Origin of the sequence: Pseudomonas fluorescens, from assembly GCF_902497995.1 — a bacterium.
In the GTDB taxonomy this organism is placed as follows: Bacteria; Pseudomonadota; Gammaproteobacteria; order Pseudomonadales; family Pseudomonadaceae; genus Aquipseudomonas; species Aquipseudomonas fluorescens_BK.
The window spans coordinates 19,861-42,112 of the sequence record NZ_CABVII010000012.1 but is presented as its reverse complement, the minus strand read 5'-3'; the positions used below and the strand labels follow the sequence as shown (position 1 = coordinate 42,112).

Below are 22,252 nucleotides of genomic sequence, written 5' to 3'. Positions count from 1 at the left end.
GTTTTTTATGCGTTCGCAAAAGGCGTCAGCCCATCATGTCCTTGATCATGCGCTCCTGTTCCATCAGCTCCCGTTGCCGCGCGTCGATCCGCGACGACAGCGGGAAGTTGGTGCCGGCCTTGCGCTTGGCGAAGTCCAGTTGCTGAATGGCCTGGCGGTAATCGCCGACCAGGGCGAAGTACTCGGCACGGGCCTGATGCAGGCCGATGATGTTGCCCGACAGGCCCCGAGTCTCGGCCACCATGTACCAGACGTCCGGATCGTCCGGACGACTCTTGAGCAGATTCTCCAGGGCTTTTTCCGCTTCGGGCGCACGGTTTTGCTTGAGCAGCAGGTCGACACGCACTGAGTTCAGCGGATAGTTGCCCGGATACTGAGTCAGCATCCGGTCCACCCGGGACTGAGCATCGGCCAGCCGATTGTTGGTGATATCCAGATCGACCTGAGCCAGGTTGTAGATGATCTCGTTCGGCGACTTGGCCAGCAACGACGCCAGGTTCTCACGAGCTTCGTTCAGCTGGCCGCCCTTGATCTGGGCGATCGCCAGGCCGTAGCGCGCGACATCGTTCTTCGGGTTTTCATCCAGCTGGGCGCGGAAGCGCTTGGCGCCCAGGCCCGGGGTTTCTTCATAAATCAGCTGAACCCGAGCACGAATCAGTTGATAGCGCATGGTGTCTTCGATACCGCCCGGCTTGGCTTGTTCGGCACGGTTGCGGGTGTCGGCGATCCGCGATTCGGTCACCGGGTGAGTCAGCAGGAATTCCGGTGGCTTGGCGTCGAAGCGGTATTGGCGCGACAAACGCTCGAACATGGTCGGCATCGAGCGCGGGTCGTAACCGGCCTTTACCAGATTGAGAATGCCGATTCGGTCGGCTTCCTGTTCATTCTGACGCGAGAAGCGCCGCTGTTCCTGAATCGCCGCTGCCTGCGTACCGGCAATGGCGGCGATCCCCGCGTCGCCGGCACCGGCCGCGGCAATCACGATCCCGGCCAGCAGTGCGGCCATCATCGGTACCTGCATGCGCTGTTGGGCTTCGACGCCACGGGCAAAGTGACGTTGCGACAAGTGAGCCAATTCGTGAGCCAGTACCGAGGCATATTCGCCTTCGGTCTGGGCATTGAGGAACAAACCGCCATTGACCCCGACGATTCCGCCCGGTGCCGCGAAGGCGTTGAGCTGCGGGCTGTTGATCAGGATGAACTCCAGGCGCCGGTCATTGAGCTGGCTGGTCTCCACCAGCCGGTAGACGCTGGATTCGACGTAGTCCTTGAGCTGTGGGTCGTTGAGCTGGGAAACCTGGCTGCGCAACATCGCCAGCCAGGCCCGGCCCAATTGGTGTTCCTGTTGCGGCGAGACAATGGCAGAACTGGCGTCGCCGAGTGACGGCAGGTCGTCGGCGAAGCCCGGTGAGGCGAGCAGGCAAGCGAGCGTCAGCAGGGTAGGGCGCAAAAAAGTCATGCACAAAGCCTTTGTCGACAAAGACCTTACTGTAGCCGGACACCACGCTTGGGACCAGATATTCTAAGCCCCTCGACCACCTGACCCGGAGTGATGCAATGACCGATGCTGTAGCCCACGACGCCGAACTCGACGCCAGCGGCCTCAATTGCCCGCTGCCGTTACTCAAGGCCAAACTGGAACTCAATCGCATGGCCAGCGGCGCAGTGCTCAAGGTGATCGCCACTGATGCGGGCTCGCAGCGCGACTTTCGCACCTTTGCCCGATTGGCCGGTCATACGCTGCTGCGTGAAGAAGATGAGGCGGGCGTTTACCGCTACTGGTTGAAAAAAGCCTGAAACCTGCTGCGTTCGTTTCTAAGGGATTATTGATGTTCAAGGTGTTACGCGACTGGATTCAGCGCTATTTTTCCGACGAAGAAGCCGTGGTGCTTGCCGTGCTGCTGTTTCTGGCGTTTACCGCCGTACTGACGCTCGGTGGCATGCTCGCGCCGGTGCTTGCCGGGATGGTGCTGGCGTATCTGATGCAGGGCCTGGTGGTGACGCTCGAACGCCTGCGCATGCCGGGTGGCGCGGCGGTGGGGCTGGTCTTTGCGTTATTCATGGGGCTGCTGCTGGTGTTCATCGTGGTGGTGGTGCCGTTGCTCTGGCATCAACTGATCACCTTGTTCAACGAATTGCCCGGCATGCTCGCCAAGTGGCAGTCACTGTTATTGCTGCTGCCCGAGCGTTACCCGCATCTGGTGTCCGATGAGCAGGTGCTGCGGGCCATCGAAGTGGCGCGGGGCGAGATCGGTAATTTCGGCCAGTGGGCGCTGACGTTCTCGCTGTCGAGCTTGCCGCTGCTGGTGAACATCATGATCTATCTGGTGCTGGTACCGATCCTGGTGTTTTTCTTTCTCAAGGACCGGGAAATGATCGGCCAGTGGGTGCGCGGCTATCTGCCTCGCGAGCGGGCGCTGATCACCCGCGTTGCCCACGAGATGAACCGGCAGATCGCCAACTACATTCGCGGCAAGGTCATCGAGATCTTCATTTGCGGCGGCGCCACCTATATCGGTTTCGTGGTGCTGGGGCTCAACTATGCGGCGCTGCTGGCGCTGCTGGTGGGGGTGTCGGTGGTGGTGCCCTATGTCGGAGCGGTGGTGGTGACCGTGCCGGTGCTGCTGATCGCGCTGTTCCAGTGGGGCTGGAGCGATCAGTTCATCTATTTGATGGCGGTCTACGGCATCATCCAGGTCCTGGACGGCAATGTGCTGGTGCCGCTGTTGTTCTCGGAAGCGGTCAACCTGCACCCGGTGGCCATCATCTGTGCGGTGCTGTTGTTTGGCGGGTTGTGGGGGTTTTGGGGGGTATTCTTTGCGATTCCCCTGGCGACGCTGTTCAAGGCAGTGCTGGATGCCTGGCCGCGCAAAGAGCCGGTGGTGGCGCCGCTGCTTTAAGCGTCGGCCTTGAGGGCCTCTTCGCGGGCAAGTCGGATCGCCGCACCGCTCGCTCCTACAGTATTTGTGTCGTGCCAGATCTCGCGATCGACACAATACCTGTAGGAGCGAGCGGTGCGGCGATCCGACTTGCCCGCGAAGGCGTCCGAAAGGACGCCAAATAATCAGGCCTCGTTCAACGCCTGCGCAGCCGCCAACACCGCACCCACATGCCCCGGCACCTTCACCCCCCGCCATTCCTGACGCAGCACGCCATCCTTATCAATCAGGAACGTGCTGCGATCAACCCCCATGTATTCCTTGCCATACAGCTTCTTCAACTTGATCACATCAAACAGCTGACACAGCGCTTCTTCCTTGTCGCTGATCAGCTCAAAGGTAAACGCCTGCTTGGCCTTGAAGTTCTCGTGGGACTTCAGGCTGTCGCGGGACACGCCGAAGACTTCGGTATTGGCCGCTTTAAAGGCGTCGAGCTGATCGCGAAAACCCTGACCCTGGGTGGTGCAGCCAGGCGTGCTGTCCTTCGGATAGAAGTAGATAACGACTTGCTTGCCTTTCAGGTTTGCCAGGCTGATGGTCTGCCCATTGGTGGCGGGCGCTTCGAAATCGGCAACCGGTTGGTCGATGGCAACGGCCATGAAAGCTTCCTTACATTGGGTTTTGTGGGCGCCAAGGTTCGATCAGGGCGTCCAGGTTCAGCGCATCGGCGAAATCCAGGAACTGATCGCGCAGCCAGCTGATCTGCACGCCGGCCGGCAAGGTCACGGTAAATGTGGCATTGAGCATGGTGCCGCCGGTCTGGGGCGCCTGATAGGTGTCGCAGGTCAGGTTTTCCAGCTCGACGTTGTGGTCCATGAAGAACTGGCACAGCTCGTTGATGATGTCCGAGCGGTAGGCCGAGCTGACATAAGCGACGTACGGCAGGGCCTGGGGGCGATTCTCCAGCGCCGCACTGCGCACCACATTGACGGTGAAGGCGTGCTTCTTGGCGAGGCTCGACAGGCTGCCTTCGAGGCGCGCCAGGGCATCCCAGCTGCCGGAGATCTCGAGGATCAACGCACTGCACTCGCCATGACGGGTCAGGCGAGAGGTAACCACGGCGCAGCGGTTTTCATGGCTGGCGCGGCACAGGACGTTAGTCAGCTCCATGGGGTTGGCGCCGAGGGCACTGATGACAAGGAATTGTTCGCGAACTGTGGGGGTGGACATGCAGCATTCCTAAAGCGATGAGCGGTCGATACTTTTATGGGCATTTTTGCCGGGGACGAGCCTGCGGATGCGAATTCAGAAAACCCGAACCGGAGGGTTGCAACCTGCTCAAGAGTGGCGAGAGCGAAGGATGGCAACGCTGGATCGGGGCTTGTGATGCCGAAAATGGAGGCTGGAACCCGGCTTGCGAGCTTATCAGTACCGATCAAAGTCTGAAGGGTAGCGAAAAGCAGCGCCAAGGGGAATGGCAGCAGCGCAGTACTTCGCTTGTACAAGCATCTTGGCGCCAGTACCATTACCGCTCTCTTTTTCCGGCAGGAGCGGTTGCATGATTGCGGGCAGTATGGTGGCACTGGTCACACCCATGGATGCACAAGGTCGTCTGGACTGGGACAGCCTGAGCAAACTGGTGGACTTTCACCTGCAAAACGGCACCCACGCCATCGTGGCGGTCGGCACTACAGGTGAATCGGCCACCCTCGACGTGAACGAGCACATCGAAGTGATTCGTTACGTGGTCAAGCAGGTTGCAGGGCGCATTCCGGTGATCGCCGGTACCGGCGCCAACTCGACACGCGAAGCGATCGAGCTGACCACCAATGCGAAGATCGCCGGTGCCGACGCTTGCCTGCTGGTGACGCCGTACTACAACAAGCCGACCCAGGAAGGCTTGTACCTGCACTTCAAGGCCATCGCCGAAGCCGTCGACATCCCGCAGATCCTGTATAACGTGCCTGGCCGCACCGCGTGCGACATGCTGGCCGACACCGTGATCCGCCTGTCGACCGTGAAGAACATCATCGGCATCAAGGAAGCCACCGGCGACCTGTCCCGTGCCAAAGCCATCATCGACGGCGTCAGCAAGGACTTCCTGGTGATATCCGGCGACGACGCCACCGCCGTCGAGCTGATGCTGCTGGGCGGCAAAGGCAATATCTCGGTGACCGCCAACGTTGCGCCGCGCGACATGGCCGACATGTGCAATGCCGCCTTGAAGGGCGATGCCGTCACGGCCCGCGCGATCCACGAAAAGCTGATGCCGCTCAATAAAACCCTGTTTATCGAATCCAACCCTATCCCCGTGAAATGGGCGCTGCATGAAATGGGCCTGATGCCGGACGGTATCCGTCTGCCGCTCACCTGGCTCAGCGCTGCCTGTCACGAACCGCTGCGGCAGGCCATGCGCCAGTCCGGCGTACTGGTTTAATTGAGGAAGCACTACGCATGAAGCGATTGGCCGGACTTTCCGCACTTGCCTTGATTATCTCCAGCACCAGTGGCTGTGGATGGGTCTGGGGCCCGGAAGGTTATTTCCGTGACCGTGGCAGCGATTACCTGGAAGCGCAACAGACTGCACCGATGCAATTGCCGCCGGACGTCGCCACCGCCAAACGTCTGGATCCGCTGTTGCCGATCCCGCGCAACGTGGCCGACGACACCGCCAAGGGCGAATACATCGTGCCGCGTCCACAGCCGCTGTCCGCTGGAGCCGACGCTGCCGGTGCCTACTCGCTGCAGAAGACCGGTGATACGCGCTGGATCGTGGCCCAGAGCCCGCCGGCCGAAGTCTGGCCAGTGGCCGTGCAGTTTTTCCAGGACAATGGTTTCCGGCTGGATGAACAGCGCCCGCAAACCGGTGAATTCACCACCACCTGGCAACATTCCGACGAACTGTCGGCCGCGATGGCCAAGCGCCTGAGCGCAGCCGGGGTCGGCACCGACAGCGAAACCCGCGTGCGGGTCCGCATCGAGCCAGGCGTGCAGCGCAACACCAGTGAAGTCTATGTGGTCAGCGCCCAACGTCCTGCCGGCAGCACCGCCGACGTGGCCTTCACCAACCGTTCGGTCAACACTGGCCTAGACGCGGCACTGGTCGACGACATGCTCGCGAGCATGAGCCGCGTTTCGGAGAAGGGCGGTTCGGTCTCCATGCTGGCTTCCCGTGATTTCGATACGCCTAGCCGCGTCAGCCTGAGCGAAGACGGCAGCGGCAACCCGGTGCTGAACGTCGGTACGGACCTGGATCGTGCCTGGTCAAGCGTCGGTCGCGCGCTGGAGCAGGGCGAATGGCGGGTTGAAGACATCAACCGCAGCCTGGGCCTGTACTACATCAACCTGGCGGAAAAAGCCGAGAAGAAAGACGACAAGCCTGGTTTCTTCAGCAGCCTGTTTGGCAGCGCGCCAGACAAGGAAGCCGTCGAAGCCCGTGCCGAGCGTTATCAGGTTCGCCTGAGCAAGGTTGGCGAAAACGTCCAGGTCACCGTCGAGAAAAACATCAACACCGTGGCGCCGGCAGAAGTGGCGCGCAAAGTGTTGAGCGTAATTCAGGACAACCTGGGCTGATCTCATGCGTTTTGCCGTTCTCGGCAGCGGTAGCCAAGGGAACGGCACGCTGATAGCCAGCGCTGACACGTACGTGCTGGTGGATTGTGGTTTCTCCCTGCGGGAAACCGAAAAACGCCTGTTGCGCCTGGGTGTAAACCCGGCGCAACTGAGCGCGATACTCGTGACCCATGAACATGCCGACCACGTGCATGGCGTGGGTTTGCTGTCTCGGCGTTACAATCTGCCGGTCTACCTCAGTCGCGGCACACTGCGCGGGATGCGCAAACCGATTGAACCGGCTGGCCTTCTGGCTGGCGGCGAGCAACTGCAGATCGGCAACCTGAGCATCGGTGTCATTGCCGTGGCCCATGATGCACAGGAACCGACGCAATATGTCTTCAGTGACGGTGAACGGCGCTTCGGCCTGTTGACCGACCTGGGCTCGTATTGCAACAAGGTGCTGGACGGCTATAGGGACCTCGATGCGTTGATGATCGAGTCCAACCATTGCCGTGACATGCTGGCTCGCGGTCACTACCCGTACTTTCTCAAGCAACGGGTGGGCGGTGAACTGGGACATTTGAACAACCACCAGGCGGCATTCCTGGTGTCCGAGTTGGGCTGGCAAGGCCTGCAACACCTGGTCCTGGCCCATCTGAGCAGCAAGAACAACCTGCCGCAGCTGGCCCGGCAATGTTTTGTCGACACCCTCGGGTGCGACCCGGACTGGCTGCAACTGGCCGATCAAGATTCAGGGCTCGACTGGCGACACATCGCCTAGCCCACCTACTTAGCAAGCGGAGCCCATCATGGAAAAACGTGAAGAACTCTACCGCGGCAAAGCCAAATCGGTTTACAAGACCGACGACGCTGACCGTTTGATCCTGCTGTTTCGCAACGACACCTCGGCGTTCGACGGCAAGCGTATCGAGCAGCTCGACCGCAAAGGCATGGTGAACAACAAGTTCAACGCCTTCATCATGCAGAAACTCGAAGCGGCCGGCGTACCGACCCAATTCGACAAACTGCTGGGCGACAACGAGTGCCTGGTGAAAAAACTCGACATGATCCCGGTCGAATGCGTCGTGCGTAACTACGCCGCCGGCAGCCTGGTCAAGCGCCTGGGCGTCGAAGAAGGCATGAAGCTCAACCCTTACACCTTCGAACTGTTCCTCAAGGACGACGCCAAGGGCGACCCGTTCATCAACGAATCCCACGTCGTGGCCTTCGGTTGGGGCACTGCCGAGCAACTGGTTCGCATGAAAGAGCTGTCGCTCAAGGTCAACGAAGTCCTGAACAAACTGTTCGACGACGCCGGCCTGCTGCTGGTCGACTTCAAACTCGAATTCGGCGTGTTCTCCGACGGCTCCATCGTCCTGGGCGACGAATTCAGCCCGGACGGCTGCCGCCTGTGGGACAAGGCCACCGGCAAGAAAATGGACAAGGACCGCTTCCGCCAGGGCCTCGGTGACGTCATCGAAGCCTACGAAGAAGTCGCCAATCGTCTGGGCGTACCGCTTTAATCGACGCAAGCATCTGAAAGCACAGAAATATTTCGCTCAGGGGGTTCGCTTTCGGCGAAAGTGTTGTTATGATGCGCGCCGTTGGAGAGATGCCAGAGTGGCCGAATGGGACGGATTCGAAATCCGTTGTACCTTCACCGGTACCTAGGGTTCGAATCCCTATCTCTCCGCCATTACATAGAAAAGCCCCGTAGCTGAAAAGTTACGGGGCTTTTTCGTTTCTGTCGCTATGGTTAATAGCTTCGTTTCTACGAGGGCCAGGAAGGCTTAACTCTCTCTGCCGGAAGCCTATGTTGCATAAGGGGGCGTAAATTCATTTGCGCTCGTTTGCGAGGCTCTGGGGGCGCTGGAGGGACAAGGCTCCGTATCCAATCGTCGTGCTATGACGTCCAGCAAATCGTAGCCATCGCGTAACGGAATACTGCAGAGCAGTGCGAAGTCGCTAAGGATCACCGAGTCAGTGGTGATATCACCGCGCATTGCGAGATTTTCCAGAATTTGAGTGACAGCGCCAATTCGATATCTTGCCGTGCTAAGCAATGAATGAAGGGGCTGCGTGGTGTTCACGTACAGAGAAGGAAGGTCGTCGGCGTTGCTGGTTAAAGCCATATAGTCATTCATGGGTAAACTCCACTCTTTTATAGGTTTACCAACCTGACGTCGCCAAACGAAAGGGTGGCAACTGTGCGCAGGTTGGCGAACCGGAGTGGAAGCCGGCAGACCCGAAGGTCTCCCGCGCACAGCTGCCATAATGGCAACTCTACAGATGCAAAAACGCCTGCAACGAAGCAAACGCTTTTGCATCCCACTGCGGGTCGCCAAACCCGGTCGCCATTTGGGCGACGGGCGGACTATAAGCCGCATGGCGAAGGCTGCGCAAGGAATTGGTGGGGAGGGGATTTCCGGGAGTGATGTAGGACTTTGCTACGTTGGTTGACAGATGTTTGCGATCGACAAAATTACCGTATACGAATCAAATCGGCTGTTTTGAAAATAAATCAGATCTGCTTGGCTCTTATGCATCGGCGGTGTGATCCGCGGCTGTTTACCCCCTATTCGGTATCATGATTTAATACCATGAATAGCAAACAACACAGTACTCTCAAAGCGGTGTTCGCAAGGCCGACACCGGCCACGCTGGAATGGGCGCGTATCGAGTCGCTTTTTGGCGCAGCTGGTGCCAAGACCATTGAAAGCAATGGGTCGCGGGTACGCTTCGAACTGAACGGTGTGGTTGCTACCTTTCACCGGCCCCACCCAGACAAAGAAGCAAAGCCTTACCAGGTTCGTGATGCGCGGGCTTTCCTTGAACAAGCAGGAGTCACCCCATGAACGTAATGAACTATCAAGGCTATGCCGCCCGAATTGAATACAGCGACGAAGACGGTCTGTTTGTCGGCCACATCGCAGGTATCAAGGATATCGTTGGCTTTCATGGCGAGTCGGTACGGGTGCTTCGAGAGGCCTTTGAAGAGGCTGTCACTGATTATCTGGATACGTGTGCCAAGCTTGGCCGCACGCCGCAGAAACCTTATTCGGGCAATCTCAGTCTGCGTTTGGCACCAGCGCTCCACGCAACCGTTGCCGTAAAAGCTCAGCTGGCTCGCAAAAGTATCAATCAGTGGGTAGCTGACGTTCTTGATCGTGAGGCGCATGCCTGACGAAATGGCATAGGGTGGCGCACCCGAAAAATAAAGTCGGCAGCTCTGGCTCGAACAACTCAATTTGTTCTGGCGCAGGTCCGAGTGTCGGCTCGAACAGGTCGGGCTGGGGGGGCAAGCGCGATGAGCGGCCGAGGGTACGTGCTTGTAATGTGAGTGCCTGTGCGCAATACTCTGTGCATAAAGATGCGTACAAAAATACGCACTATGTGCGGTGTAGGAATGTGCGGAGACAAGACGATGGCAGCATTATTAGAACGTGCTGATCAGGCTGTATCGGTTACGGCCATGGTCAGAAACTTCAGTACGAAGCTCAAAGAGGTATCTAGCCGGGCCACCGAGCGTCTCGTGATTTTCAAGGATAACGAGCCTGCTGCGGTGATCATCAATGTGGACGCCTACCAGGAAATGCTGGACGAGCTTGAGAACCTGCGGGTCGAAGCGACAGCTCGCGAGCGACTGATCGGCTTTGATCAAGCCAATGCCGTTTCCCATGATGACATGCGTGCGCGCTACAGCAATAACGATTGATAAGGAGGCTGGATGGCTTGGGGGGTCAGTTATCATCCGGAGGTCCGAGACGATCTTGATCAGCTAGGCGCCGCCGCTGCAAATCGCATCCTCGATGTGATTGAGGAGCGGATCATGAAGGGTGAGCCGGATAAAAGCGGTAAGCCTTTGCGAGGCAGCCTGGCGGGATGTCGAAGAATCAGGGCAGGAGACACGAGAATTGTCTACCGTGTCGATGGCAAGGCCATCCAGGTGCTGATCGTCGCGGTCGGTGCCAGGCGAGATAAAGAGGTTTATGACGCGGCAGAACGTCGTGTTTAAAAAAGCGGTTCAGGGTGCGCCCTATAACGTGAAGACGTTCGCTGCATCACGCGGTTGATGCAAACGATGTCGACAGCGATCCTGGACACTTCATTCGAGCAGTCGCGGGTTTCAGAACCGCCAGGTCATGTTTCCAGTCACGGTTTGTATCCAGGCGTTGTCGAACTGGCCCGAAGTGCGGTTGCCCGACAGGGATTTGGTCTGATCCACCGGCATATCGCCGAGCCATATCAAGGCCCAGCTGACGTTGACGTCGGTGTCCTTGTTCAGCGCATAGGTGGCGCCCGTCCCCAGTCGCCAGGATTCGGCCATGGGCACGGTAAAGGTGCGATTGCCGTCGGACACCGCGCTGCTGTCATACGCCACGCCGAAGTTCCACAGCAGCTGCGGGGTGGCCTGGAATTGTCCGCCAAGCGACAAGTGCCAGGTATCTTTGTAGTGGGCATCGATCGTGGTAGATACGGCATCGATCGCCGTGGTGTCGACCTGGGCCGCGATCTCGCCGAATTCCGACCAGTCCTGCCAGTTGACCGAGGCGAGCAGGGCCCAGCGTGGGTCGAGTTGCTGGAACAGGCTCAATGTGACGGTTTGTGGCACCGTCATGTCGAGTTCGGTGTTGGTGCCGTCCAGGCGCTGCAGGAGCGGGCCGTTACCCTTTACGTCCAGGCCGTCTTCGAACTCCAGGTCGACCTTGCTGGTATAGGTCAGACCGATGCGCGTGCCGGGTTGCGGGGCATAGATGACCCCCACGTTCGCGCCAAAGCCCCAATCGTTGTCCTTGTACTTGTACTGTCCATCGCCGCGGTCGGTAAGGGCGAACGGTGAGCGGTCGATGGCCGTCTGGGCTTGCAGCATGCCGTACATCGCTTTCACGCCTACGCCCACCGACCATTGTTCATTGAAACGGTAGGCCAGGCTCGGCACAAAGGACACTCCGAGGAGGCTGGAATTCTGCGCGAAGTAGCGCCCGGACCAGTCGTTGTCGTAATTGACGGCAAGACCGAAGTCGCCGTAGTTGCCGAAGCCCACGCTCCAATGATCATCCAGTTGATGGCTGATGAAAAAACTGGCACCAGGCATCGGGTCAAGGGCAGCGCCACTGCCGCTGCCCACGACGTTGGTGTCGTCGTCGCGATTGAATTCGAGGTTGCCGTAGAGCACCTGCAAGCCGCCTGTGATCTGCGTGCCCGGCAGGTAGCTCATGCCTGCCGGATTGCTGGCAATCGTCGAAGGGCCTTGAGCCCTGGCGGCGGCACCGGCGTTGGCGAGGCCGACGTTATCGGTGCCGATTTCGTACAGCATGATCCCGCCAGCCCAAGCGTACTGAGAACACAGGACGAGTAATGTGCAAGCGGGCAAGGTCGTTATTTTGGTCGGCATACATTCACCTCGGCAAAAGGTCGGTTTCGAATGCAAACAATCAACGCATGCATCCCTGGTGAATTCCGGACACACCCTTTACTTGCCCCGCGTTCCTACACCGCGAACTGGCCAGTCTTCACGGTCGAAAACTGACCAGCTGCCTGCCCCCTACTTCAGGAACGTCTGCAGGTCATGCATCGTGTCCCTGATCGCTGCCTTGAAATCATTAGCGGTGATCTCCTGGCTGTCATTTTTCAGGGTCGTACCGAAAATCTTGCGCACGACTTTGGCCAGCGGCTTGCCGGAGGTGGCATCGACGAATTCCGCTTCGACATACAGTTCGGTATCCTGAGTGCGATGGCCCGTAGCCGCCTGGGTAGCACCGACGACTGCCGCTATCGGCACCACTTCATACCAGCGCATGCCTTCATTGGACGCCGTCACGCCGGTAATCGCCGTGCGCATGATCATGGCTCGGGAACCACTCGGCACTGACTGGATATTGGGCACCACTCGGTACTTTTGCGCGAGCACGCTGTTGACACTGTTGCTGGCAGACGCCTGGATCTGCTGCAGGGTTTGCATATTCACCCGCTCATTGGGCTTTGGCGTCGGATACAACTGCAGGCGGTCAAACACCACTGTGTCATAAGCCGAAGGCTTAAAGTCCGGGGCCACCCAACGAAGCACTGGATGGCCACTGGGTGAGGTCACTTGTTGCAAGCCGTCATAGTTGGGCAGGAATCCCGAGAACTGTTCTTTCTCCGTCACCTTGGACGTGCAACCGGCAATCAGCAGGGTGCACAACACAGCACCAACAAGCCCTTTACCAACTGTTTTCATTTTGATGCTCCCGGCAGTGAGTTATTGAAACGTTAGCGGATACTCGCAAATGTCAGGTAAACAGTGACGGCGCCTGAAAAGCCCGCCACTTTTTTGCCTGGTTGACTAATTGCCGGCTGGCATCGGCAGGTGAATGCCTTCCTTCTGCAATTCTTCTCGAATCGACTGGAATTTCTGGTATTTGGACAACTCGATCGGCCCGTCATAGGTCATGCTTTGCATCTTGCGTGGCGGGTACTGAGCGTAGGTTTTCATCAGATTGTTGATCGCCATGCTGATGGGAACCATCGACCAGGTACGCTCGGTGAAGTTGTTCATGAAAATGTCGTAGCGTTCCTGGGGATCCTGCAACAAGTCGAAGACCTGCGGCACGGTCGCCACATACTTGCTCGCGCCTTTCCAGCCTTGGTTGGTATCGACAGCCAGGCCACCGGTGTGGGCGCCGTCATCGCCCCGCAGGTTGAATACGGCCTTGAAGTTACCGACGCGGGCAGCACCGGGCGACAGTTCGTTCTCCGTGAAGTAGAACCACTCTTTGCGAGGGGACGGGCCGGTGCCGAGCAGTACCGGGGTCATGTCATAGCTGTCAAACATGATGGGCTGGCCTTCGCGATCTTTCTCCGGCAGTTTGATCCCGGCTACCGAGGCAAAGGTCGCCATCAGATCGAGTCCACCGATAATGTCGTGGTTTTTCATACTGGGTTTGATTTTTTCCGGCCAGACCATTATCGCCGGCACCCGGTTGCCACCTTCACGCACCGTGCCCTTGGTACCCCGGAAGGGTGTGTAGCCGGCGTCGGGGTATACGTCCTGCCAGGCACCATTGTCGGTGGTGTAAACCACCAGGGTATTTTTATCCATTCCCAGTGCCTTGAGCTTGGCCATGATGCGGCCAATACGGGTGTCGAGTTCCACCACCGAGTCGGCATACTTGGATTTGGAGATCGATTTATGCACGAACTCAGGTGCCGGCATGTTCGGTTGATGCACTTTCATGAAGTTGACATTGATAAAAAACGGCTTGTCCGATTTGGCCGCCGTGTCGAGAAACTCCAGGGTGGCTTTTTCTACGTAGCTGTCGAAGTAAGGAACACCGACGACACCAGGCTTGCCATTGACCACCGGTGTATCGACATACTGACCGTTGATCTTGAACTCTTCGACGGGCTTCTCGCCGGCCTTGCCGGACAGTGCTCCCTTGGTGACTTGGGTGAACATCGCCCGCGTTTCAGGATCCATGTCGGGGAACCATTCCGGGTCAGCGTAGGTGTAGGCATTGAGATGATACAGGCCGACGTATTTCATCACGTCATAGCCCTGGGCATTGGGCATTGCATAGTCGGCTTCGCCCAAATGCCACTTACCGGTGAAGTACGTGTCGTAGCCGCCGGTCTTGAGCACCGAAGCCAGCGTCCACTCGGCCGCTGGCAAACCGCCACCCTGGCCCTGGAACGCTACCGTGGTCATGCCACTGCGGTTCGGAATGCGCCCGGTTTGCATGGCTGCCCGACCGGGCGTGCAACTGGGTTGGGCGTAAAAGGAATAAAAGGTCGTACCTTGTGCGGCCAGTTCATCAATGCTGGGTGTTGGCATGCCTCGACCGACACCACCACCGTAAGGTCCCAGGTCACCATAGCCAGTATCGTCGGAGACGATAAACAGAATATTGGGTTTTGCCGTTTGCGCGGCTTGGGCAAGACCGTTGAGCGCTATCAGTAATGAACAGGCGACGTAGAACCTGAAGCGATGCGGGAGTTTTTTCATGATTGGATTCCTCTGCCGGACATTGATCCTGTTGCCGCTACTTAAATATCAAGTGTGCAAAAACCAGAATCTAGGTGAGTGATCCCCCAAACCTTGCTCCCGGACAGTTCGATAAGGTCAACCAACCCAGTAATGGAACTCCCGTTCACTACTCAAGGTGCCCGCAATAGCGTAGTACGGTTATTTCATTCGCGCGGGTTGCAGCCTACAAATTTTTTCTTTTGTAGATTATTTTGCTCTATAGGGTTTGTTATTTTAAAAGTTGTGGATATGAAGAACTAATCGGAAAGTAAAGTAGTGTCTCGTCCTGAATAAGGGTTCTGACTTCTTATCTGGAAAGTGTAAAAAATACGGACACAAAGCGCAGTCAGCGCGATTACGTATGCGCATTACCGCGCCGCGACAAAAGAATGGGCTGCGCCGAATCGCCGCGAGTTGCTCAGGCCGAGGAACGCGGCCAGCCCGGTGCGATTATTTTGCTCACTGAGCGAGACCTGAATCGGAGGGAGGGCAGTTGCGTACGGTTATTGTACGGGTGGCGTTTGACTCTTGGTTGTTCGTACGTCTAGTATCCGTACATTGCTATGAAAATCTCTGGTCCGGAATGAGGCTGAGCCCATAACCACGCTCCGGGGCTGAGGGGGCAACAAAATGAAACCAGTAAGGGAAATATTCTCTCTGAAAACGGGGACACCCATGCTAGAAATCAACGAAATACTCAAAGCACCAAAAAACGCTCGGCTTGAACTCAAAACCACGGATCTCGCCAAGGAGTTCATCCGCAAGGCCGCAGCAATCTCTGGGCTTGATATGACTTCTTTCATAATTTCGTCTGCCTTTGAGAAGGCGGAGGAGGTGATGGAAAAACATCGGCGTATCGAAATGTCGGAGCAAGCCTATGCCCGAGCCTTGGAGATTCTTAACCAGGATACGACTCCAACGGCTGGACTACTGAACCTGATGAGAGGGAAGCATGGGGACAAAAGCGATTCCGGCTTATGAAATCGACAACCATTTGCAAGCCCGTTTCGAGACTTACCTTCATCTGAAAGATTTCGATTGTGGGCTTGCCATGATGGACGAGTACTACAAAAGCAGTTTGAAACGCGCCTTGAAGAGCGAAAATATCCGGGGGATTGGTGCGATCAACCCGGCAAGCGAACTCGTCGGCTTTGGTACGCTCACGCTGGGGCACATTGACAGGGCGCTAGGGAAAGCAGCCATCAAAAAATCGAACCTGCCGTCTCTGCTGCCCGTTGTGCGGATGGTAATGTTTGGCGTGGACCGTCGATATCAGGGGCTTGGAATTGGACAGGAAATCCTGAGGCATTCATTCATTCAGGCGGTCAAGGTTCACCACGAGGTGCCTATCAAAGGCTTGTATCTGGAGGCGGCGCCGAATGCCATTTCGTATTATGAGTCCTTGGGATTTCAATCCCTGAGCGGGCCGGATGTCAGGGGAGGAGTTCCCATGCTCATCAGCATCGAGCCGATTCTGCGGGCGATTGTCGATACGGCCGAGTAGCTTGATGCATGGAAAAGCCTTATGGATGGATCCAGCAAGGCGCATCCCGCTCATTAGCTATCATGCAATACAGAGCAAATCACCTGATGAGGGGATATGCATGAACAGATGGCGAAGGCTTTGGTTGGTTGTAAAGCTGATGGCAGCCGTTGCGGCCTGCCTGTATGTCGCTGTCCAGGCCTCGCGCTACATGCTGGAAAGCCCCGACGCAGAGCAGATTCACCCCTTGAGCATTTTGGTGGTCGGGCTGATCTTTGGCTTCGCTACCTTCGGGCTTTTGTCACTGATCGGATGGATTGCACGGCTTTTCGTGGCTTCCCCTGATCCGGTCATCCCTCCGGTAGTGGCTCAACCTCAAACAACGCCTGAGGAAGATGCGCCGCTGATTCCCGAATCTCCTTCGGTCCTGCCCGCTGAGGATTCAACTCAGCAGAAAAATCAGTGAACCGGTATCAGACCGCTTTCGGAAATTAAACGCGAACGGCATCAGCCTATTCACTTCGCCGCATAGACGTCGATTGCGACACCTACCTAAACTGTCGGCAGATACAGGGATCGGGATCAGTGGATGAATCGTAACGAATTACGCAAGGCTGATATCAACCTGATGGTGGTGTTCGAGACCTTGATGCTCGAACGCAATGTCACGCGCGTGGCGGAGAAGTTGTTCCTCGGTCAGCCGACCATCAGCTCGGCGCTCAACCGCCTGCGTGCGATGTTCAACGATCCATTGTTCATTCGCGTCGGCCATCGCATGGAGCCGACGGCGCGGGCCGAGGAGATCATTCGGCACCTGTCGCCGGCGCTGGATTCGTTGTCGGTGGCCTTGAGCCTGACCCATGATTTCGACCCCGTCAGCAGCACCATGACCTTCCGTATCGGGCTGTCGGACGATGTCGAGTTTGGCCTGCTGCCGCCGTTGCTGCGTGCCTTGCGCCAGGAGGCGCCGAAGGTGGTGTTCGTGGTGCAGCATGTCGATTACTGGCGGATTCCGGATTTGCTGGCGTCCGGCGACATCACCGTCGGCATCAGCCAGACCCGCGGTCTGCCGGCCAATGCCAAGCGCAAGTTGCTGCGGCATATCCAGGCCAATGTGTTGCGTGCCGATGCTTGCGATACGCCGCTGACCCTCGATGAATATTGCGCGCGCCCCCACGTGCTGGTGTCCCATACCGCCAATGTCAGTGGCTACGCCGATGAGTGGCTGGCGGAGATTGGCCGGACGCGCCATGTAGTGCTCTCGGTACCACAATACAGTTCGTTGCCGGCCTTGCTCGCCGGGACTGACCTGGTGGCCAGCCTGCCGGATTACACCGCCGAAGCAATGGCCGCGTCCGGTGTGCTGTTCAGGGAGCCTTTCCCGTTCCAGACGCCGACCCTGGACCTGTCGATGGTCTGGCTCAGCCATGTCGATACCGATCCGGCCGAGCGCTGGTTGCGGTCGCGGCTGGAGGCGTTCATGAGTGAGCGCGCGATGTTGCCGCTGCCTGAGTGAGCAGGGCGCAGCTGTGTTATATGTACGACCCTTTGCCCACTTTCAGGAGCACCGTCATGCCCCACCTGCACATGGAATACACCGCCAACCTGCCTGAGCTGAATGCCGACGTGGCGTTGATCCGGCTCAACAATGCGCTGGTGGCTTCCGGTCAGTTCGCTGCCGAATTCGACATCAAGAGCCGGGCGTTGAAGGTCGAGACGTTCAAGGTCGGTACTGCATTGACTGAGCGGGCGTTCGTGTATGTGAAGCTGGCGTTGTTGAGTGGTCGCTCGGGGCAGATCAAGAAGCAGTTGTCGGAGAGTCTGCTGGCGGTGGTGCAGGACCTGTGTCAGTGGCCGGCGGGCGTTGAAGTCCAGCTGGCCGTGGAAATACTCGATATCGATCGCGAGTCCTACACCAAGATCGCCATCGGTCACTGAGTCTCAGGCCTTTTCCTGCTCGATGCAGGCCTGGGCCACTTGCTCGCGCAACCAGGCATTGGCGCTGTCCTGATCGGCGCTTTGACTCCACTGCATGTCGAGGGTGAACCCTGGCAGGCCGTTGGGCACTTCGCAGTGCTTGAAAATCGCCTCGCTGGCCAGCAATTGCTGGATGCGCCGGGGCAAGGTCACGATGTAGTCGGTGCCGGTGATCATTTTCAGTGCCGCGCTGTAGCTGTTGGCGCGGGCGACGATCTGCCGTTTTTGCGCCTGTTGCGCCAGCCAGCCGTCGACCATGTTGGTGTGGGAGGTCCAGGGTGTCGGGAACACATGCCGGCGCTCGACGAAGGCTTGCAGGCTTAGACGCGGCTCCATTGGTGTGACGCGCTTATCAACGACACAGACGAGATCATCCTCCAGCAATTTCCGGGATTTGAGATCGCTGTGGCTACGATGGAAGTCGGGACCGAAGCAAATCACCAGGTCCAGGCTGCCATCGCGCAGTTCTTCGGCCGGGATGTCGGTTTCGAACTTGTGCATGTTGACCACTACCGGCAGGCTGGCGAAATCGAAGCGTTTCAGCAGGCGCGGCAAGATCAGTTGTTCGAAGTACTCCGGTGCGCAGATGTTGAACGTGACCGGCTGCAAGGCTGGGTCGAACATCCGGGCGCCGGCGTGACACAGGTTGATGCTTTCGAGGATTTTCAGCACGTGGGTGTACATGGTGCTGGCTTTGTAGGTGGGGCGCATACCCGCGCGGGTATTGATGAACAGCTCGTCTTCAAAACTGGTGCGCAACTTCTTCAGGCAGTAACTCACGGTGGACTGGCTGACGCAGAGTGCTTCGGATACACCGGTGACGCTGCTTTGCTCGTACACGGCGACAAACACCATGAGGTCCTGCATGTCGAGCTTTCTAAGCAAATTGCTGTTCAGCATCCATTCCCTCTCGCTGTGTTCCTTGCGCTGAACATGCGCAAACGTGTGCGAAAGATAACGGAACGATGGTGCCAGGAGAATGCCTTGTGGGAAGTTTCGCGGATTATTGTGCGGTGGTTGCCAAAAGTCTTCAGCCTTGAACGGTGGCAGGCACTGCGCGGCGGCTGGACATCAACGGCGCCAGCGTGCCGATGCATGACACCATCGCCAGTTCCGGATTAGCGGATGTGTCTGGCGTAGTGCCGTGGATCGAAGCGCAAGACCATCAGGATCATCAGCGCCATGACGCCGGTCAGTGACCACCACGCCCATTCGAAGCTGCCGAGTTGATCGCGGATCATCCCGGCCATCAGCGGCGAGAGACCGGCGATCAGGTAGCCGATGCCTTGCACGAAGGCGGTCAGTGCGCCGGCACGCTGGGGGTGGTCGAGGTGATCCAGCGACACGATCAGGCTCATCGGAAACAGCCCGCCGATGCCCAGGCCCAACAGGCACGGCCACAACAGGCTCAGGTGTTGCGGGCCGAGAATCAGCCCGCAGAACCCGGCCATGATCAGTGCCAGCAGCACCACCAGCACCAGGCGTCGGTCGCGGCTGCGGTTGGCGATGGCCGGTGTCAGCAGGCCGGACAACACTTCCATGGCGGTCAGGAAGCCCAGCAGCAACCCGGCGGTTTGTTCGCTCCAGCCCTTTTCCACGTAGTACGGCGCCAGCCAGGCCAGCACACAGGTGTAGGACGCAGTACCCAAGCCGAAGAAGATCGCCAGCAACCAGGCGCGGGAATTACCAAAAAAGGATTCGTTACAGGGTGACGCCGCCACCCGCATCGGCATCCCCGCGCGCCGGCCACACCAGAACAGCAACGCCACCAGCGCCAGCGCCGCCCAGATTGCCAGGCCCATGCGCCAACTGGCGGTCCGGGTCATCACCAGAGGTGCAAAAGACGCGGCGATGGCAGCGCCACCCATGATCGAGGTGACGTAAAGGCCCATGTACACGGAAACGTTATCGCTGAAGCGGGACTTGATCAGCGCTGGCATCAAGGCCTGGATCAGCGCGATACCGATTCCCGCCAGCACGGCGCTGAGGATCAGTTCGGCCGCCGTATCAAGGAACAGGCGCGACACGGTAGCCACGCCGATAATCAGCAACGAGAGCACCACAGTGCGCTGTTCGCCGAATCGTTGGCTGACCCTGAGGCCGAAGAACATCGCCAGCCCCATCGCCATCACTGGCAGCATGGTCAGCAACGAGGCCAGGCTGAAACTCAGCGCAATGTCGCCGCGAATGCCCGACAGCAAAGGACCCACGGCGGCCATGGAGGGGCGCAGGTTCAGGGCGACGAGGATGATGCTCACCATCAGCCAGAGGGCAGGGCGGGACGTTGCGCGGACGTTTTCCATCAATCGGACCTTGAGTGACAAGGTGCCGATTAGGCGTGTGGAGCACGGAGGCGGCAAATCAGAAAGTCTGGGGCAGTATTTAGAAATTAAATATCTCTGTCGGAACATAGCCCCCTGTGGGAGCGGGCTTGCTCGCGAAAGCGATTTCACATTCAACGATGATGTTGACTGTCAGTCCGCTTTCGCGAGCAAGCCCGCTCCCACATTGGATCTGTGTTGATTTGTTGATTGTTTAGCCAACCCACACCCAAAGTTCTTCAAATCCTGATTTAACGACTCAACCACCCGTGTGACGCTGCTGCTCATCTGTTTACTGCGGTCTTCTTTATGGACGGTTGTCCCGTCGCACTCCCTTCCGAACTCGCCTTCTGGGCGCTGTGGCATTGCCGTCACGCGCGCCCACCGGATTCTCACCTTTCCCGTTGACTGTTCCTACAGGCCCCGCGCTGTGCGCTGGAGCAAAATGGCGACGCCTGTGCGTTTGCCTGACGCGATTACAAGAGAATTCCCATGAGTAGTGCCACGACCTCCTTCGCCTCCAAGCAAGAAGCCCTGACCTTTCTCGAACAGAACCCGGATATCGAAATGTTCGAGCTGTTCATCCTCGACAACAACGGCGTACCCCGGGGCAAGTTGCTGCACCGCGATGAGTTGTTGGCGGTATATGAAAGCGGGCGGCCACTGCCGAGCACCATTCTCGGCTTGACCATCAACGGCGATGACGTGGAAAACTCCGGGCTGGTCTGGGACGTGGGGGACATCGATTGCCGGGCCTACCCGATCAGCGGCAGTCTGACGCGCATGCCGTGGCGATTGATTCCGACGGCGGCGGTGCAGGTCAGCATGCACCCGAAAGAGGGCATGCCCGCGACCATTGCCGATCCACGGCATCTGCTGGCGAAAGTCATCGAAGGCTTGCAGGCCGACGGTTATTACCCGGTCATGGCGGCGGAGCTGGAGTTCTACCTGCTGGACCGGCAGCGTGACAGCAACGGACGGCCGCAGCCGACGCGGGATGTCGATGGCGGCCGTCCGCGGGCGACTCAGGTCTACGGCTTGCGTGAACTGGAGCAGATCGAGCCGTTCCTGGCCGACCTCTACAGCGCCTGCAAACTCCAGGGCATTCCGGCGCGCACGGCGATTTCCGAATACGCGCCGGGGCAGGTGGAAATCACCCTCGAACACCGCACTGACGCCTTGCAGGCGATGGACGAAGCGGTGCGTTACAAAAGGCTGGTCAAGGGCGTGGCGCACAAACACGGGATGGCGGCGTGCTTCATGGCCAAACCCTTCGATGACCTGGCGGGCACCGGAATGCACATGCACGTCAGCCTGGCGGACAAGGACGGCAATAACCTGTTCGCCAGCGAAGCGCCGGAGGGCACGCCGCTGCTGAAACAGGCAGTCGGGGGGATGCTCGGCACTTTGCTCGATTCGTTGCTGTTGTTCTGTCCGAACGCCAACTCTTACCGCCGCTTCCAGACCAACAGCTACGCGCCGCTGGCGGCTACCTGGGGCGTGGACAATCGCACGGTGAGTTTGCGTGTGCCCGGCGGGCCGGCGTTCTCGCGGCATATCGAGCATCGCATCTGTGGCGCCGACGCCAACCCGTACCTGGCGGCGGCGGCAATCCTGGCCGGTATCCATCGCGGTATTCGCGGACAACTCGACCCTGGCGCACCGGTGGAAGGCAATGGATATGCCCAGGCCACGCAACTGTTGCCGACCGACTGGCTGACTACCTTGCGGGCGCTGGAAGGTTCGAGCTGGGCGCGGGAGGCGTTCGGCGCTGAGTTTCTCGGGGTTTACCTGGCAGTGAAGCGTGCCGAATACCGACAGTTCATGGGTGAAGTCGGGGAGCAGGACTGGCGCTGGTATTTGAATCAGGCCTGAACAGAACCTGAACCATTCTCAAATAAGTTTAAAGTTATAGCCTGAATCAGGAAGCCAACTAATCGTTGGCTTCTTTTTCACAAAAAATTGATGGTTGGCTGCTTAGATTTAGTGCTGTCGCGGTAAATGAAATTTTCACATTTGCCGGCGGTATTTT

Annotated in this window: 24 protein-coding genes, 1 tRNA gene and 1 pseudogene; 17 read left to right on the top strand and 9 right to left on the bottom strand. The window is 58.3% G+C overall.

The window, feature by feature from the left end:
* Positions 1-25 precede the first annotated feature (25 nt).
* Positions 26-1,459 carry a M48 family metalloprotease gene (locus tag F8N80_RS15520; RefSeq protein WP_150744847.1) on the bottom strand — a complete coding sequence of 478 codons (1,434 nt, stop codon included), beginning with the start codon at positions 1,457-1,459 and terminating at the stop codon, positions 26-28.
* 98 nt (positions 1,460-1,557) lie between these two features.
* Here F8N80_RS15520 and F8N80_RS15515 point away from each other — a divergent pair, with 98 nt between their 5' ends.
* Together F8N80_RS15515 and F8N80_RS15510 are read left to right on the top strand one after the other, a co-directional pair.
* Positions 1,558-1,797, top strand: coding sequence for a sulfurtransferase TusA family protein (locus F8N80_RS15515; RefSeq protein WP_028621876.1), 240 nt, complete (start codon positions 1,558-1,560; stop codon positions 1,795-1,797).
* Positions 1,798-1,829: 32 nt separating this feature from the next.
* On the top strand, positions 1,830-2,900 hold the full coding sequence (locus F8N80_RS15510; protein ID WP_150744848.1) for an AI-2E family transporter: 1,071 nt from the start codon (positions 1,830-1,832) through the stop codon (positions 2,898-2,900).
* 164 nt (positions 2,901-3,064) lie between these two features.
* On the opposite strand, the gene F8N80_RS15505 is transcribed toward F8N80_RS15510, so the two are convergent.
* Both F8N80_RS15505 and F8N80_RS15500 read right to left on the bottom strand, forming a co-directional pair.
* The gene (locus F8N80_RS15505; protein WP_150745897.1) at positions 3,065-3,538 is read right to left on the bottom strand and encodes a peroxiredoxin; all 474 of its coding nucleotides are present in this window, start codon (positions 3,536-3,538) and stop codon (positions 3,065-3,067) included.
* A gap of 10 nt (positions 3,539-3,548) precedes the next feature.
* Complete coding sequence (locus tag F8N80_RS15500) at positions 3,549-4,109, bottom strand: glycine cleavage system protein R (RefSeq protein ID WP_046055714.1); 561 nt, start codon at positions 4,107-4,109, stop codon at positions 3,549-3,551.
* Positions 4,110-4,437: 328 nt separating this feature from the next.
* Between F8N80_RS15500 and dapA the strand changes: the two genes are divergently transcribed.
* The 5 genes from dapA to F8N80_RS15470 all read left to right on the top strand — a co-directional run bounded on the left by dapA (position 4,438) and on the right by F8N80_RS15470 (position 8,130).
* Positions 4,438-5,316, top strand: a complete 879-nt coding sequence (gene dapA / locus F8N80_RS15490; RefSeq protein WP_150745896.1) for a 4-hydroxy-tetrahydrodipicolinate synthase — start codon at positions 4,438-4,440, stop codon at positions 5,314-5,316.
* A 17-nt stretch (positions 5,317-5,333) separates the two neighbouring features.
* Positions 5,334-6,452, top strand: coding sequence for an outer membrane protein assembly factor BamC (gene bamC / locus F8N80_RS15485; RefSeq protein ID WP_150784228.1), 1,119 nt, complete (start codon positions 5,334-5,336; stop codon positions 6,450-6,452).
* Between the two features lie 4 nt (positions 6,453-6,456).
* Entirely contained in the window at positions 6,457-7,215 is a 759-nt protein-coding gene (locus F8N80_RS15480; RefSeq protein WP_128871998.1) for an MBL fold metallo-hydrolase, read from the top strand.
* A 28-nt stretch (positions 7,216-7,243) separates the two neighbouring features.
* Positions 7,244-7,957: a phosphoribosylaminoimidazolesuccinocarboxamide synthase gene (gene purC / locus F8N80_RS15475; RefSeq protein ID WP_150745894.1), complete on the top strand. Its 714-nt coding sequence runs from the start codon at positions 7,244-7,246 to the stop codon at positions 7,955-7,957.
* Positions 7,958-8,040: 83 nt separating this feature from the next.
* A tRNA-Ser gene (locus F8N80_RS15470) sits at positions 8,041-8,130 on the top strand.
* 184 nt (positions 8,131-8,314) lie between these two features.
* Here F8N80_RS15470 and F8N80_RS15465 read toward each other — a convergent pair.
* Positions 8,315-8,578 (bottom strand): annotated as a pseudogene (locus F8N80_RS15465) (short-chain dehydrogenase); the annotation flags it as partial.
* A 456-nt stretch (positions 8,579-9,034) separates the two neighbouring features.
* On the opposite strand from F8N80_RS15465, the gene F8N80_RS15460 reads away from it, so the two are divergent.
* From F8N80_RS15460 to F8N80_RS15445, 4 genes are all read left to right on the top strand, one after another.
* Complete coding sequence (locus F8N80_RS15460) at positions 9,035-9,289, top strand: type II toxin-antitoxin system HicA family toxin (protein ID WP_150784227.1); 255 nt, start codon at positions 9,035-9,037, stop codon at positions 9,287-9,289.
* Positions 9,286-9,618 (top strand): type II toxin-antitoxin system HicB family antitoxin, encoded by a 333-nt coding sequence (locus F8N80_RS15455; RefSeq protein ID WP_150784226.1) that lies wholly within the window; start codon positions 9,286-9,288, stop codon positions 9,616-9,618. Before F8N80_RS15460 ends, F8N80_RS15455 begins: the two co-directional genes overlap by 4 nt.
* Before the next feature lie 240 nt (positions 9,619-9,858).
* Positions 9,859-10,149, top strand: a complete 291-nt coding sequence (locus F8N80_RS15450) for a type II toxin-antitoxin system Phd/YefM family antitoxin (RefSeq protein ID WP_150784225.1) — start codon at positions 9,859-9,861, stop codon at positions 10,147-10,149.
* A 12-nt stretch (positions 10,150-10,161) separates the two neighbouring features.
* Positions 10,162-10,449 (top strand): type II toxin-antitoxin system RelE family toxin, encoded by a 288-nt coding sequence (locus F8N80_RS15445; protein WP_150784224.1) that lies wholly within the window; start codon positions 10,162-10,164, stop codon positions 10,447-10,449.
* A gap of 111 nt (positions 10,450-10,560) precedes the next feature.
* Here the strand turns inward: F8N80_RS15445 and F8N80_RS15440 are convergent, their stop codons facing one another.
* From F8N80_RS15440 to F8N80_RS15430, 3 genes are all read right to left on the bottom strand, one after another.
* On the bottom strand, positions 10,561-11,829 hold the full coding sequence (locus F8N80_RS15440) for an OmpP1/FadL family transporter (RefSeq protein WP_150784223.1): 1,269 nt from the start codon (positions 11,827-11,829) through the stop codon (positions 10,561-10,563).
* A gap of 150 nt (positions 11,830-11,979) precedes the next feature.
* Positions 11,980-12,654: a DUF3313 domain-containing protein gene (locus tag F8N80_RS15435; RefSeq protein ID WP_150745888.1), complete on the bottom strand. Its 675-nt coding sequence runs from the start codon at positions 12,652-12,654 to the stop codon at positions 11,980-11,982.
* A gap of 105 nt (positions 12,655-12,759) precedes the next feature.
* Positions 12,760-14,418 (bottom strand): arylsulfatase, encoded by a 1,659-nt coding sequence (locus F8N80_RS15430; RefSeq protein ID WP_150745887.1) that lies wholly within the window; start codon positions 14,416-14,418, stop codon positions 12,760-12,762.
* Between the two features lie 696 nt (positions 14,419-15,114).
* Here F8N80_RS15430 and F8N80_RS15425 point away from each other — a divergent pair.
* From F8N80_RS15425 to F8N80_RS15405, 5 genes are all read left to right on the top strand, one after another.
* The gene (locus F8N80_RS15425) at positions 15,115-15,420 is read left to right on the top strand and encodes a type II toxin-antitoxin system TacA family antitoxin (RefSeq protein WP_150745886.1); all 306 of its coding nucleotides are present in this window, start codon (positions 15,115-15,117) and stop codon (positions 15,418-15,420) included.
* Complete coding sequence (locus F8N80_RS15420) at positions 15,392-15,943, top strand: GNAT family N-acetyltransferase (RefSeq protein WP_150745885.1); 552 nt, start codon at positions 15,392-15,394, stop codon at positions 15,941-15,943. The genes F8N80_RS15425 and F8N80_RS15420 overlap by 29 nt, the downstream gene beginning before the upstream one ends.
* A gap of 100 nt (positions 15,944-16,043) precedes the next feature.
* Positions 16,044-16,388, top strand: a complete 345-nt coding sequence (locus F8N80_RS15415; RefSeq protein ID WP_150745884.1) for a hypothetical protein — start codon at positions 16,044-16,046, stop codon at positions 16,386-16,388.
* 123 nt (positions 16,389-16,511) lie between these two features.
* Complete coding sequence (locus tag F8N80_RS15410) at positions 16,512-17,438, top strand: LysR substrate-binding domain-containing protein (RefSeq protein ID WP_150745883.1); 927 nt, start codon at positions 16,512-16,514, stop codon at positions 17,436-17,438.
* A 56-nt stretch (positions 17,439-17,494) separates the two neighbouring features.
* Complete coding sequence (locus F8N80_RS15405; RefSeq protein ID WP_150745882.1) at positions 17,495-17,860, top strand: 5-carboxymethyl-2-hydroxymuconate Delta-isomerase; 366 nt, start codon at positions 17,495-17,497, stop codon at positions 17,858-17,860.
* A gap of 3 nt (positions 17,861-17,863) precedes the next feature.
* On the opposite strand, the gene F8N80_RS15400 is transcribed toward F8N80_RS15405, so the two are convergent.
* Complete coding sequence (locus F8N80_RS15400) at positions 17,864-18,799, bottom strand: LysR family transcriptional regulator (protein ID WP_150784222.1); 936 nt, start codon at positions 18,797-18,799, stop codon at positions 17,864-17,866.
* 218 nt (positions 18,800-19,017) lie between these two features.
* A complete protein-coding gene (locus F8N80_RS15395) occupies positions 19,018-20,202 on the bottom strand; it encodes a cyanate transporter (RefSeq protein ID WP_150784221.1) in 1,185 nt (394 codons plus the stop codon).
* A 510-nt stretch (positions 20,203-20,712) separates the two neighbouring features.
* Between F8N80_RS15395 and F8N80_RS15385 the strand changes: the two genes are divergently transcribed.
* Positions 20,713-22,095, top strand: a complete 1,383-nt coding sequence (locus F8N80_RS15385) for a glutamine synthetase family protein (RefSeq protein WP_150784220.1) — start codon at positions 20,713-20,715, stop codon at positions 22,093-22,095.
* Positions 22,096-22,252: the final 157 nt, after the last annotated feature.